This window comes from Sanguibacter sp. Z41_6 (assembly GCF_059621145.1).
Map to the genome: position 1 here is coordinate 665576 of NZ_JCAQIF010000001.1, position 12037 is coordinate 677612.

13 protein-coding genes are annotated in these 12037 nt (G+C 69.5%); 8 read left to right on the forward strand and 5 right to left on the reverse strand.

Annotated features, from left to right (window positions below):
- The first annotated feature begins 14 nt into the window (after nucleotides 1-14).
- Nucleotides 15-536 carry a GNAT family N-acetyltransferase gene (locus AC54T1_RS03140; RefSeq protein ID WP_496910993.1) on the forward strand — a complete coding sequence of 174 codons (522 nt, stop codon included), beginning with the start codon at nucleotides 15-17 and terminating at the stop codon, nucleotides 534-536.
- 444 nt (nucleotides 537-980) lie between these two features.
- Here the strand turns inward: AC54T1_RS03140 and AC54T1_RS03145 are convergent, their stop codons facing one another.
- The 3 genes from AC54T1_RS03145 to AC54T1_RS03155 all read right to left on the reverse strand — a co-directional run bounded on the left by AC54T1_RS03145 (nucleotide 981) and on the right by AC54T1_RS03155 (nucleotide 3163).
- A complete protein-coding gene (locus AC54T1_RS03145; protein WP_496911258.1) occupies nucleotides 981-1526 on the reverse strand; it encodes a glycosyl-4,4'-diaponeurosporenoate acyltransferase CrtO family protein in 546 nt (181 codons plus the stop codon).
- 321 nt (nucleotides 1527-1847) lie between these two features.
- Nucleotides 1848-2198, reverse strand: a complete 351-nt coding sequence (locus tag AC54T1_RS03150; protein ID WP_496910994.1) for a VOC family protein — start codon at nucleotides 2196-2198, stop codon at nucleotides 1848-1850.
- A 149-nt stretch (nucleotides 2199-2347) separates the two neighbouring features.
- Nucleotides 2348-3163, reverse strand: a complete 816-nt coding sequence (locus AC54T1_RS03155) for a DUF8175 domain-containg protein (protein ID WP_496910995.1) — start codon at nucleotides 3161-3163, stop codon at nucleotides 2348-2350.
- Nucleotides 3164-3547: 384 nt separating this feature from the next.
- On the opposite strand from AC54T1_RS03155, the gene AC54T1_RS03160 reads away from it, so the two are divergent.
- From AC54T1_RS03160 to AC54T1_RS03170, 3 genes are all read left to right on the forward strand, one after another.
- Nucleotides 3548-3712 carry a DUF8730 family Cys-rich protein gene (locus AC54T1_RS03160; RefSeq protein WP_496910996.1) on the forward strand — a complete coding sequence of 55 codons (165 nt, stop codon included), beginning with the start codon at nucleotides 3548-3550 and terminating at the stop codon, nucleotides 3710-3712.
- Between the two features lie 72 nt (nucleotides 3713-3784).
- Nucleotides 3785-4702 carry a DUF2268 domain-containing putative Zn-dependent protease gene (locus AC54T1_RS03165; RefSeq protein ID WP_496910997.1) on the forward strand — a complete coding sequence of 306 codons (918 nt, stop codon included), beginning with the start codon at nucleotides 3785-3787 and terminating at the stop codon, nucleotides 4700-4702.
- Between the two features lie 35 nt (nucleotides 4703-4737).
- Complete coding sequence (locus AC54T1_RS03170; protein WP_496910998.1) at nucleotides 4738-5496, forward strand: MerR family transcriptional regulator; 759 nt, start codon at nucleotides 4738-4740, stop codon at nucleotides 5494-5496.
- A gap of 105 nt (nucleotides 5497-5601) precedes the next feature.
- Here the strand turns inward: AC54T1_RS03170 and AC54T1_RS03175 are convergent, their stop codons facing one another.
- Nucleotides 5602-6078: a hypothetical protein gene (locus AC54T1_RS03175; protein WP_484343880.1), complete on the reverse strand. Its 477-nt coding sequence runs from the start codon at nucleotides 6076-6078 to the stop codon at nucleotides 5602-5604.
- A gap of 211 nt (nucleotides 6079-6289) precedes the next feature.
- Between AC54T1_RS03175 and AC54T1_RS03180 the strand changes: the two genes are divergently transcribed.
- Nucleotides 6290-7537: a PP2C family protein-serine/threonine phosphatase gene (locus AC54T1_RS03180; RefSeq protein ID WP_496910999.1), complete on the forward strand. Its 1248-nt coding sequence runs from the start codon at nucleotides 6290-6292 to the stop codon at nucleotides 7535-7537.
- A 33-nt stretch (nucleotides 7538-7570) separates the two neighbouring features.
- Here AC54T1_RS03180 and AC54T1_RS03185 read toward each other — a convergent pair whose 3' ends face one another.
- Nucleotides 7571-8281, reverse strand: a complete 711-nt coding sequence (locus AC54T1_RS03185; protein WP_496911000.1) for an alpha/beta fold hydrolase — start codon at nucleotides 8279-8281, stop codon at nucleotides 7571-7573.
- 201 nt (nucleotides 8282-8482) lie between these two features.
- On the opposite strand from AC54T1_RS03185, the gene AC54T1_RS03190 reads away from it, so the two are divergent.
- From AC54T1_RS03190 to AC54T1_RS03200, 3 genes are read left to right on the forward strand one after another with little or no spacing between them, the layout of a single operon-like run.
- Nucleotides 8483-10018 carry an ABC transporter ATP-binding protein gene (locus AC54T1_RS03190; protein WP_484343883.1) on the forward strand — a complete coding sequence of 512 codons (1536 nt, stop codon included), beginning with the start codon at nucleotides 8483-8485 and terminating at the stop codon, nucleotides 10016-10018.
- Nucleotides 10015-11097 (forward strand): ABC transporter permease, encoded by a 1083-nt coding sequence (locus AC54T1_RS03195; protein WP_484343884.1) that lies wholly within the window; start codon nucleotides 10015-10017, stop codon nucleotides 11095-11097. Before AC54T1_RS03190 ends, AC54T1_RS03195 begins: the two co-directional genes overlap by 4 nt.
- Nucleotides 11094-12002 (forward strand): ABC transporter permease, encoded by a 909-nt coding sequence (locus AC54T1_RS03200; protein WP_484343885.1) that lies wholly within the window; start codon nucleotides 11094-11096, stop codon nucleotides 12000-12002. Before AC54T1_RS03195 ends, AC54T1_RS03200 begins: the two co-directional genes overlap by 4 nt.
- Nucleotides 12003-12037: the final 35 nt, after the last annotated feature.

Sequence of the window (12037 nt, forward strand, 5' to 3'; positions counted from 1 at the left end):
GCAAAACTAGGAGAATGCCCCGCATCCGTCGGATCACCCGCGCCGACGCCGCTGACCTCGCGCGCCTGCAGGAGCGCAATCGCACATTTCTGGCCCCGTGGGAGCCGGTGCGCGGCGAGGAGTACTTCACTGTCGGCGGGCAGGCCGCGGACATCGAGGCGGCGCTGGCCCGTCATGCGGCAGGGGAAGCGGTGCCGTTCGTCATCCTCGACGACGAGGGCGCTGTCGCTGGACGACTGACGCTCAGCGGTGTGGTGAGGGGTGCGTTCCAGTCGTGCAGCATGAGCTACTGGCTGGCGGAGGAGCGGACCGGTCAGGGTCTCGCGACCCAGGCCGTCGCCGCCGCGCTCGAGCACGCCTTCTCCGAGCTCCACCTGCACCGCGTGCAAGGAGAGACGCTCCTCAACAACGTCGCGTCCCAAGCGGTCCTGCGGCGGAACGGCTTCGACGAGTACGGACTCGCCCCCCGCTATCTGAAGATCGCTGGTGCGTGGCAGGACCACCTCCTGTTCCAGCGGCTGGCCGAGGACGGGTGAGCCCGGGGAGCGGGTTCGACGCTCTCATCGTCGAGTACGGCGGCGAGCAGGACGCGTGACGTCTGACATCGACGAGCAGGACAGTCGCGCCATCTCCTGACGGACGCATTCTCCTGAGCCACATCGTTCAGGCTGCGAACTTCGACCCGCGACGGGTGGTGGTGCTGCGCCAAAAAAGCGGAACAAGCGCCGCCGAATTTCCGGTGATGGAGATCGCCGACCCATTCGGCATGGCGTACAGCGCTGGGCGCGGTCCAGGGGATCTACCTCATCGCTGACGCCAGTACTGGTCGTCTCTACGTGGGCGAGGCGGATGGTGCAGAACGGATCCTCGGACGGTGGAACTCGTACGCCCGCGACGGCCATGGCGGGCCAGACCGCCTCAGCCGCGGCCTTCAGCTCGAGCGCGGTGACTTCAGGACGGTTCGCGTAGGGATAAATCCCTCAGCGGCCGCTTCCAGTGATGTTGGTTCGATGGCTGGCGATTCTGAAGCGGACGATGCGCTGGATCATGACGGGATACACATGAAGGATTATCCCGAGAAACAGAATCTGTGCAGCGCCTCGAGGGTGTGATGTAGCCGCGGCAATGATGGCCAGTACTGCGGTAGCGGAGAAGCCGAGAAGGTGACCGGTTTCGGACAGCTCGGTCCCTCTAAGCAACCCGTCTGTCCCTGACGCTCCTTGCTCTGTTCGACGCATCTGTTTGATTACCCTGTTCCAGCCGACGAGGCCGAGTAAACGTCGGAGTGCCTCCGCTCCCAGCAGCGTGTAGATCCGTGGCTCGAATGGTCTGACCCGGTAGCGGTCGCGGGCAACATCCACCAGTGCAGGACCCGCCAGGAGCGCCATGAAGAGAAAGGCGCACTGGACAACGACCGCGTAGACGAGGTGATCGGGTCCGATGGCGAACCAGCCAGCGACCGCTAGTCCGAGACCGACCACCAGACCCGCAATCGCCGAGCCACGTTGTCCACTGGGCGCTGCCATCACTTCACCCGGATACCGCGAGCGGGCGATTATCGGCTGCGGTCGAACGGAAGAGGACGACTGTCTGCGCGATGAGTGCCGCGGAGGCTGCTGCCCTTGTTCGTCGATCCCCCATGGTCATCCCTCGATTCTAGCCAAGCCTTCTTCCGGGCTGTCCCTGAGGGCGATGGCGAGTGCGACAACTTTGGGCGCTCTGCCATTGCTGACCTTTTTGAGTTTCGAAGAGAATGTCACCTGTGATTGGGCAGGCTCCGAGTTGGTGATGGCTCGGAACAGACGCCTGGTCCTGGCTGAGCCAAGCCCGCCACTTTTAACACCCGGTCAGCCGATCTCGGTGACGAAGCCGATCTTGTTGCCGTCGGGATCGACGAGCTCGAAGAACTCGACGACCCCGTCATACCTCTGCATCTCGGTCACCTCGAGGCCGAGGTCGACGAGCCGCGCGCGCTCCGCGGATGCATCATCGACGCTGATGTTGACGGAGATCCCGTCGTTGCCGGCGGTCTCGGGCGAGAGGGCGAGCTGGAGCCAGAAGCGACCGAGGTTGAACTCGACGAGCCCGTCGAGCGGCTCGAGGTCAGGTGCACTCAACCCGAGCGCTGACCGGTACCACGACGTTGCCGCGGCGAGGTTGCGAACGGGGATGCCGACTGTGACCGCTAAGGGCTTCATCGTGGCAATCTAGCGCCGCCGGCCGCTCGCGAGAAGAAGGGGCCGTCCGCGCCTCACGCGAGGGTGAGGAACAACTTCTCCAGCTCGTCGACCATGAGTCGGGAGGACTCTCGCCAGCATTCCTGGTTGACCACGACGCACACTCAGAATCACTCTCCCCAGGAAACGTAGCCGCTCAAATTCGGGATAAGAGCAACATTGAGGGGCTCGGCCACGTCGGTGCTGACCTTCCAGTCACCGTCCTGCCACACCAACTCGTAGACACCTGAGACATAAACCGCCTGGCCAGTACTACTTGCAGTGGTTAGGGCGAGATCGATGCGGGCGGTGTCGCCGTCATAGTTGAGGACACGGAAACCCGCGAGGCCCACGCGTCCCTCGCTTCCCTCCGGAGTGCCCAGTTCGGCCTGTAGCTGGTCGTAGTACTGCCCGTCCGCGAGGACGTATTCAGCCCACTCCACTGCTGTTGCCGGGTCGGAAGCTTGAGTCAACGCGTTCGCTGCCATGAAGAGGGCTCCGGTCGGAGAGCGCTGGAAGCACGTCCGTACACCGCTCGCGGTGGTCTCTGCCGGGCCGAACTCAGGTGAGGTCGGGTAGGCCGTCGTTCCCTGGTACTGCCATTCAGCGTCAGGTGAGGTCGTGAGCGTGCCGCTCAGCACCTCACCGTCGAGTCCGCACACGCTTGCGTCAGCCCCGTCCGCGGACGGCTCGGCGGTTGCGCTCTCGCTAGCACTGGCCGACCCGACTGGCTCGCTGGAGTCGTCGTCTCCCATGGCGACGGTCACGGCGACGATCATCCCGACCACAAACGCCGCCAGGACGACTGCTGCGACAACGAAGCCAGGGCGCGAGAAGGGAGTCCGTTCGGTTCCTTCGTCAGCCATGATCTGGTCCTCTTCTCGTGTTGCGGCGATCGGGGTGACGTCGTCGATGCCGGCACTGATGATGATCGCGACGCTGATCATCGCTTAGCCACACCACGACACGTTCACCGCCACGTCCGTCGAGTGGTGCCTGATCCGGCGCCCTCAACCCGAGTGCCGACCGGCAGCACGACGCTGCTGTGGCGCGGCCGCGGACGGGGATGCTGACCGTGACCGCAATGGGACACATCGTGGCAATCTAGCGCGGATGACCGCCTGGGAGAAATCGCCCTCCGCGCCTCACGCGAGGGTGAGGAACACCTTCTCCAGCTCGTCGACCATGAGTCGGGAGGGGGGTCGGCTGGCTGGGGTTCATGCGATCCCTCCGATGATGACCGTCGTCACGTGGACCGCAACATACCCCCGGGGGTATGTTATCGCTCGTGCCGGTGCTCGATCGGCACGCCCACGGGAAGAAGGCGACACATGTGCAGGGCAACAACGTGCAAGCAGTGCGGCAAGACGACCTGGGCCGGGTGCGGACAGCACGTGGACCAGGTGATGAAGGGAGTCCCCGGCCCCCAGCGCTGCCCGGGGCACGAGCCCGCAGCCAAGAAGCCCGGCATCTTCGCCCGCTTCCTCGGCCGGTAGCCGTCCGGCGAAATCCCTCGGCCGGGGTGCGGCCTTGACCTTGCCGCTACGGCAACGTCGAGGATCGGCGACATGACCATCACAGTGATCGACAGCGCTGCGGGTATGCGACGCGTCCTCGAGGCCGAGCCCGCAGACCGGGCCGATGAGGTCCGCGACCTCTGGGCACCCATGGCAGGCATGTACCGCTTCATCCCCGGCGGGGTCGACCTTGCCACCATCCACCAGCAGGGCTTCGGGTTCCCGGTGGGAGCGTCGGCGGACGTGGACGAGCGGGTCCGTGAGGGGATCGACGCCCTCGTCGCAGCAGATGCGTGGATGCGCGTCGGTGCCGCCCTCGACGTCGGCACCGCCGCACTGGTCGCCGCCGCACCCGGGCTCGTCGTGCCGGATCTCCGGGTGCTCCTCGTCCTCGGTGACCCGACCAACGCGCACTTCATGAGCGAGGTCCAGGGCCTGTCGGGCTTCGGCGGCATCAGCGGGTACATCGTCCTCACCGTGTGGCCCACCGCCCGGGTCCTCGACCGCCTAGAGGCGATCGTCGTCCACGAGCTGCACCACAACCTGCGCTACTCGCCCGGGGGTGTCGTGTGGGACCCCGCCACGGTGACCGTCGGTGAGCACGTCATCTCCGAGGGCCTCGCCGACACCTTCGCCACCGAGCTGTACGGGCCGGCTGGTTCCACGCACTTCGTCAGCGACCAGACCCGGGGCGACGACGCGGTGCTCGCGAAGGTCGCCACCGGGCTCGGCGTCACCGGCATGTCCGACTTCGCGTCATGGGTGCTGGGGGACAGCAGCGCCGAGCTGTTCGGCGCCCAGCCGGTCGGCCTCCCGACGGGCGCGGGCTACGCCGCGGGCGCCCGTCTCGTCCGCGCCTACCTCGACGCGACCGGGAGGACAGCAGCCCAGAGCGTCCACACCCCGGTGTCCGACATCCTCGACGTCGCCCTGTCTGCGCTCGGACTGTCAGCGGAGGCGGCACACTGACGACGTCCGAGCACGTCGACGGGGTGGGGGCAGCGGTGGAGTGGACGGTGCACGAGGTGGCCGAGCGCGCCGGGATCAGCGGCCGGGCGTTGCGCCACTACCACCGCATCGGCCTGCTCGAGCCCGACCGCGTCGGGTCCAACGGCTACCGGTACTACGGGGCGGGCGCGGTCGCACGGCTCCAGCGCATCCTCCTGCTGCGCGACACGGGCATGCCTCTGGCGCAGATCGCGGCGGTGCTCGACGCCTCGGCGGGCGCGGAGGTCGACGCGCTGCTCGAGCACCTGGAGCAGCTGACCAAGGACCGCGACGCTCTCGACCGTCGGATCCGAGCCGTCGAGCACACGGTGCAGATGCGCCGGGAAGGTCTCGAACCCCGGATGGACGTCATGCTCGACGGCTTCAACGACCGCTACGAGGACGAGGTCGTCCGCCGGTGGGGCCGCGAGGCGTTCGACGCGTCGAACACGTGGTGGCACACGAAGACCCTCAGCGAGCAGCGTGACTGGAAGGCGCGGTCCGAGGCGCTCCTGCGCCGCTGGACCGAGCTCCACGCCGCCGGCGAGGTCCCCGACTCCCCGGCGGCGCAGGAGCACGCGACCGCGCATGTGGCCTGGTTCGCCGAGATCCCCGGCACCCCCACCCACGCAGGCGACCGCGAGACCTCCGCCGCGATGATCTGCGGCGTCGCCACCATGTACGAGACGAGCCCTGACTTCCACGACGTCTTCGGTGGCCCCGAGCCCGCGCGCCTCGCTGCTGCCGCTCTGCGCATCCAGGCTCAGAGGCTGTGACGTGACGATGCCCGCCCTCCGCGAGAGGAGGGCGGGCATCGTCGTGCGCGATGGTCGTCGCTCAGGTCACGCTGCGGGACGCCGGGCAGGTGTCCCGTGCGGGGATCAGCGCGTCGTGGTGGTGTGGTGCTCGTCGTCGCCCTCGGTCTCCTTGGCGAACATGAAGGAACCGATGGTCCAGACGATCGCGCCGATGAGGCCGACCCAGACGCCGATGTCCGTCGCGAGGTCGTCGCCGCGCTCGAGGCCGCCCATCGGGTTGAGGCCGAAGGCGAGGCACTGGATGGTGGCGGCGATGCCGACCGCCCCGGAGACGAGCGTCAGGCCGCGGTGCTGGCCACGACGGGCGCGCTTGCCGGCGTAGACCATCGCGACGAGCAGGCCGAGCCCGAGGTAGGCGATGAAGGGGATGAGGGAGTCGGTCTCGTAACCGGTGCGCGGGTCGGCGCCGTCTTCCGGGTTGACCCAGTTGAGCAGGGGCGAGACGTTGAAGACGATGATGCCGGCCGCGGCGACCGCGAGGCCGGTGCTCCGTGCGCGGAGGGTGTCGTGCGTCGCCGGGCGGGTGTTCGTTGCGCTCATGAAAGGGTGCTCCGTTGTGTGTGTGGGGGTGGCCCACCACTTTTCTTGAGCGTGCCGTCGGCAACAGTGACACCGTTCCGGGGGGCCCGCCACCGCTGACGGGGTGCGCACCGCCCGCACGTCTCCGGTGCACCAGCCTGGGGCGCTTCCCAATCAACCTGTGGATCGATGCCGCGGTGCGACGTCCATGCCGCTATGCCATGCTGCGGTGATGCCAGCTACCCCCGCTGTCGATGTCGGTGCCCTGCTCACGGCTGCTGAGAACGTGTCGCCGGCCAACGCCCTGTCCGCCGCCGTCGATGCGCTGCGCCGGTCGTTGGGCGTCGAGTCGGCCACGTTCCTCATCGCCGACGCGGCGGGCAACGCGCTCATCGACCACGCCGACCCGAAGGCCCGATTCACGCTGTCCGACTCCGACCCGGGCCGCGCCTGGCGTGAGCAGCAGACGGTGTCCGTCGGCGGGGGGCGGGTGTACGCGCCGGTCACGGTGCGGGGTGACGCCCTCGGGGTGCTGGCCGTGCAGATGCCCGACCGCGGGTCCAGGACCGATTCCGACGATGGCCAGGGCGCCGAGCTTGATCCCGAGGAAGCGCAGCAGCTGGCGACGGTCGCGCACGCCCTCGGGTACGTCATGGTCGCCAACCAGCGCCACACGGACACGTACGAGACGGCGATGCGGTCCGCGGAGTTCACGCTGCCCCGCGAGATCCAGCGGCGGCTGCTGCCGCTCGGCTACGTGTGCGAGGGCGGCTCCTTCACGATCGCCGGTTGGCTCGAGCCGTCGGCCAGCGCAGCGGGCGACACCTTCGACTACGTGGCGTCCGCGGAGCGCCTCACAGCCTCGCTCACCGACGCGGTGGGGCACGACCTGCGCGCCGCCCTGCTGTCGACGCTGACCGTCAACGCGCTGCGTCATGCCCGGCGCGCGGGGAAGTCCTTGGTCGAGCAGGCCGACGCTGCCAACGCGGCACTGCTCGGCACGGACGACCGGGGGAATCTCGTCACCGGCATGCTCCTGGAGATCGACCTCCCGTCCGCGGGCGCGGAGAGCGACGGCGAGGGCGAGGAGCGCACCCTCGCGCGGATCATCAACGCCGGGCACCCCGGCGCCCTCCTCCTCCACGACGGGCACGTCACCCGCGTCGCGACGGCCGACAACCCCGTGTTCGGTCTGCGGGAGCACGAGTACGCGGTGCAGGAGATCGAGCTCTCGCCGGGAGACCGCCTGCTGCTGATGACGGACGGCATGTTCGAGCGCAGTGCCGCCAACTTCGACCTCTCCGGTGCCCTGCGGGACACCGCTGACCAGCACCCCCGCAACGTGGCACAGGACATCTCGAGTGCATTCCTCGAGACCATCGAGAACGTCGTGCAGGACGACGCAGCCCTCCTGCTGCTCGAATGGCACGGTGGCACGACGAACCGCTCGACCACGCACGGGTCCGACGGCCAGAGGTAGGTGGGTCGGGACGATGATCCCGACGATGGAGACCTAGGTGGCCGTGCTGGTCGTGCTCGCGCTGTGCGTCGCCATGGTGTGAGCCACGAGGGCCGCAAGCTCCGCCGGAGCCTCGTGCTGGACGAGGTGCGCGCACCCGTCGATCACGTGGTGAGGGATCCCGAAAGTCTCCTCGAGCACCCGCGCCGCGTCGTACCGGGCGGGCGGGGACTGTGACCCCACGGTGACGAGTACCCGGCCCTGCCCCTCCGTCGGCGCAGCCGGCTCGAACGCCCGGAACATCGCGAGGTCCCGCCCGACGGCGTCGGTGTCGGCGGGTGCCATCTCGGGTGACCACAGCGGCCCGTAGAGCGTCCGACCGAACCCGGCCACCCCACCCTCGGCGTACGCGGCGGCCACGGGCCCCAGCAGCCCGGGCAGGAGGCTGCCGACGGCGGGCTCGTGGAGGATCGCGCCGGCGAGCCGGACGTCGCTCGCCGCGATGGCGAGGCCGAGCGTCGCGCCGCCGCTCACCCCGACGACGAGCGCTCCCTCGGCGAGGGGAGCGAGGTCGGCGACCTCCTCGGCGAGGTCCCCGCTCGACCGGCGGTCCGGTGCGTGCACGGTGAGCCCCGGGGCGAGGGTCGCCAGCGCCGCGCGCACCGCGTCCCAGATGCGTGACGTGGTGCCCGCGCCGTGCACGAGCAGGACCGGCGGGAGCCCGGTCGTGGGCAGCCCTGAGAGGGCCTCGTCGAGAGGGGTCATCGGAGCACCATATGCCCCTGACCAGCGAGGACGTGCCGTCCTGACCGGGAATGTCCGGCTGCTCAACATGATCGAAACATTGGGCGCCGATAAGAAACGCCCTCGTTACCGGGCGACGGTTCAGGGGAAACGCCGTCTCCCTACTGTCGTCGTCGTGGATACAACGACACATACACCTGTGTATACAGCCGGGGGTGCAGGATGAAGGCGTCACCAGACGTACGGTCGCCGAGTCGCATCGGCGAGACGCAGGCACTGCTCGACGTCGTCGGGTTCACCAAGTCGTTCGGTGACGTCCACGCCAACACGGACGTCGACCTCACCGTCCTGCACGGCGAGGTGCACGCCCTCGCCGGTGAGAACGGCGCCGGCAAGAGCACCCTGCTGAAGATGATCTTCGGGGTGTACGAGCCCGACGCCGGCCGCATGTTCGTCGACGGCCAGCCCGTCACCCCCGGAAACCCGGCCCACGCGCGGGCGCTCGGCATCGGGATGGTCTTCCAGGACCTGCGCCTCGTGCCCGCGCTCACCGTCGCCGAGAACGTCGCCCTCTCGCTGCCGACCGGGTTCCGGCTCCGGATGGACCGCCTCGTCGCCCGCATCGAGGAGGCGAGCCGTTCCTACGGCCTGGACGTCGACCCCCGCGCCCAGGTGCGCCAGCTGTCCATCGGGGAGCGCCAGCGCGTCGAGATCCTCAAGGTGCTCATGGCCGGCGCCCGCCTCGTCATCCTCGACGAGCCGACGAGCGTCCTCGCGCCCCAGGAGGTCCAGTCGTTGTTCGACGTCGTCGGTCGCCTCACGGCCGAGGGCCTCGGCGTCGTCATCGTCACCCACAAGCTCAACGAGGTCCGCGCCATCGCGGACCGGCTCACCATCCTGCGCGGCGGGCACGTCGTGCTCAACGCCGTGACGCCCGCCGACTACACCGACCCCGAGCTCATCGAGGCCATGGTCGGCCGAGCCGTCGCAGCCCTGCCGCGCGAGCACGGGCCCGTGGACCCCGACGCCCCCACCCTCCTCACCCTCACCGACGTGCGCGCCGACGGGGACCGTGGGCACGAGGCGCTCAAGGGCATCGACCTCCACGTCCGCGCCGGAGAGCTCGTCGGCATCGCCGGCGTCGCCGGGAGCGGGCAGAAGGAGCTGTGCGAGGTCGTCCTCGGCATCCGACCCGTGACCTCCGGGCACGTCGAGATCGTCGACGCCGACGGCAAGCCCGCCGGCCTCGGCGCCGTCGCCGCCATCCCCGAGGACCCCGTCGCCGACTCCGTCGTCCCCGGCCTCACCGTCCTGCAGCACATGGTGCTCGACGGGCGCGAGGTCCCCCGCAAGGGCGTCGGCATCGACTGGCAGAAGGTCGCGCTGCGCACGAGCGAGGCGGACGCCGCCGTCGGGCTGCACATCGCCGCACCGCAGCGCGTGCTGTCCAGCCTGTCCGGCGGGAACATCCAGCGCGTCGTCCTCACCCGCGAGCTGAGCACCTCCTCGCCCGTCGTCGTCGCCGCCTACCCGAGCCGCGGGCTCGACATCGCCAACGCCCGACGCACCCAGGAGGTGCTGCTCGAGCAACGTGCCGCCGGAGCCGCCGTGCTCATGGTGTCCGAGGACCTGGAGGAGCTCATCGCCATGGCAGACCGCATCGTCGTCATGCACGACGGCCACGTCGCGGGCGTCGTGCCCGCCGCCGACGCCGACCGGATGGCGCTCGGGCGCCTCATGCTGGGTGGTGCCGCATGACCGGCACCGTCGTGGGCACCAAGGACGTCATCGAAGGCACCGTCGTCGGATCCCCGCGGCTCACGTCGGCAGCAGGGACCGCCGCACGGTGGATCACCGCGCTCGTCGCGTCCCTCGTCATCTTCAGCGCCTTCATCGCCACCCAGGGCGTCGACCCGCTCGCCGTCTTCGGCACCATCTGGTCGTCGGTGCTCACCGAACCCCGCCAGATCGAGCGGATCCTCGTGCGCGCCACACCTTTCGCGCTCGCGGCGCTCGCCGTCGTCGTGCCCGGCCGGGCGGGACTCGTCAACGTCGGTGGTGAGGGCCAGGTCATCGTCGGGGCCGTCGCCGCCGCCGGGGTCGGCATGTGGATCGGGGTCGACGCCGCACCCGCGGTGGCCGTCACCGCCATGGTCGTCGCGGCCGTCGTCGCCGGTGGCCTGTGGGCCGGGATCGCCGCGGCGCTGCGCTTGTTCGGCAACGTCAACGAGGCCGTCACCACGGTCCTGCTGAACTTCGTCGCCCTGTACCTCATGCTCTTCCTCATCCTCGGCAGCTGGCGGGACAAGGCGGCGATGGGGCAGGCGACGAGCCCGGAGATCGGGCCCGGTGCCAAGCTCCCGCTGCTCGGCACCTCCGGCGTGCACGTCGGCATCGTCGTCGCCGTCGTCGCCGCGGTCGTCATCTGGTTCGCGTTCACCCGCACCACGTGGGGCTTCCGCCTCACCGTCGTCGGCGGCAACCCCGAGGCGGCACGCCGCGCAGGGCTCCCCGTCACCACGCTCCTGCTCTCCGCGCTCGTCCTCGGCGGCGTCCTCGCCGGCCTCGCCGGGTACCTCCACCTCGCGGGGGCCGAGTACAAGCTCCGCCCGACGTTCGGCGCGAACATCGGCTACATCGGGTTCCTCGCCAGCTGGCTCGCCCGGCACCGGCCCCTCGCGGTGCTCGTCTCCGCCGTCGCCGTCGCCGCGATCGCCATCACCGGCAACACGCTCCAGATCTCGTCCGGGCTGCCCGCAGCCTCCGTGAACATCCTCATGGGGCTCGTCCTCGTCGCGGTGCTCGGCTGGACGTCCTCACGGAAGGCCAACGCATGATCATCGACATCCTCTCCGGAGGCGTCCGCGGCGGCACGTCCCTGCTGTTCGCGGGCCTGGGCGAGACCATCTCCGAGCGAGCCGGCGTCATCAACCTCGGTACCGAGGGCTCCATGCTCGTCGGGGCGCTCGGCGGCTACGCGGTGACCTACCACACGGGCAGCCCGTGGCTCGGGGTCCTCGGCGGCGCCGCGGCCGGAGCGCTGCTCTCCCTCATCCACGCGATCCTCGTCGTGAGCCGCGGCGCCAACCAGTACGCGAGCGGCCTCACGCTGTTCTTCCTGTCCCTCGGCCTCACCGCGCTGTTCGGCGTCGACTACGTCAGCCGCCAGATCACCGCCTTCACCACCGTGAAGATCCCGGTCCTCGGCGACATCCCCCTCATCGGGCCCGTGCTGTTCAACCACGACCCGCTCGTCTACGCGGGCTACATCGTGGTCCCGCTCGTCGCCTGGGTCATGTTCCGCACCCGTGCCGGGCTGCTCCTGCGCTCCGCAGGGGAGCGGGCCGACGCCCTCGGCGTCAACGGCTACTCCGTCAAGGCCGTCCGGTACGTCGCCGTCGTCGCCGGCGGGGCGCTCGCCGGCATCGGTGGGGCGCACATCTCCATCGCCTACGCCAACAGCTGGTTCGAGAACATGATCGCCGGCCGCGGGTTCATCGCCGTGTCCCTCGTGATCTTCGCGATGTGGCACCCCGTGAACGTCCTCCTCGGCGCGTACCTCTTCGGCGCCGCACTGTCCCTCGCCTCGGTCCTCCAGGCGAACGGCGTGGACGTCAACCAGTTCGCGCTCAACGCCATCCCGTTCCTCATGACCCTCGTCGTCCTCACCGTCCTCGGCAAACGCACCCTCCGCAAGGCTCCCGACGAGCTGCTCAAGGTCCTCGACACCGCCAAGGCCTGACCGGGCGGGCGCACCACCCCCGGCGCCCGTCCACC

Coding starts and splice junctions, on each gene's coding strand:
- AC54T1_RS03140 (WP_496910993.1), top strand. CDS start 15: ATGCCCCGCATCCGTCGGATCACCCGCGCCGACGCCGCTGACCTCGCG.
- AC54T1_RS03145 (WP_496911258.1), bottom strand. CDS start 1,526: ATGGCAGCGCCCAGTGGACAACGTGGCTCGGCGATTGCGGGTCTGGTG.
- AC54T1_RS03150 (WP_496910994.1), bottom strand. CDS start 2,198: ATGAAGCCCTTAGCGGTCACAGTCGGCATCCCCGTTCGCAACCTCGCC.
- AC54T1_RS03155 (WP_496910995.1), bottom strand. CDS start 3,163: ATGATCAGCGTCGCGATCATCATCAGTGCCGGCATCGACGACGTCACC.
- AC54T1_RS03160 (WP_496910996.1), top strand. CDS start 3,548: ATGTGCAGGGCAACAACGTGCAAGCAGTGCGGCAAGACGACCTGGGCC.
- AC54T1_RS03165 (WP_496910997.1), top strand. CDS start 3,785: ATGACCATCACAGTGATCGACAGCGCTGCGGGTATGCGACGCGTCCTC.
- AC54T1_RS03175 (WP_484343880.1), bottom strand. CDS start 6,078: ATGAGCGCAACGAACACCCGCCCGGCGACGCACGACACCCTCCGCGCA.
- AC54T1_RS03180 (WP_496910999.1), top strand. CDS start 6,290: ATGCCAGCTACCCCCGCTGTCGATGTCGGTGCCCTGCTCACGGCTGCT.
- AC54T1_RS03185 (WP_496911000.1), bottom strand. CDS start 8,281: ATGACCCCTCTCGACGAGGCCCTCTCAGGGCTGCCCACGACCGGGCTC.
- AC54T1_RS03190 (WP_484343883.1), top strand. CDS start 8,483: ATGAAGGCGTCACCAGACGTACGGTCGCCGAGTCGCATCGGCGAGACG.
- AC54T1_RS03195 (WP_484343884.1), top strand. CDS start 10,015: ATGACCGGCACCGTCGTGGGCACCAAGGACGTCATCGAAGGCACCGTC.
- AC54T1_RS03200 (WP_484343885.1), top strand. CDS start 11,094: ATGATCATCGACATCCTCTCCGGAGGCGTCCGCGGCGGCACGTCCCTG.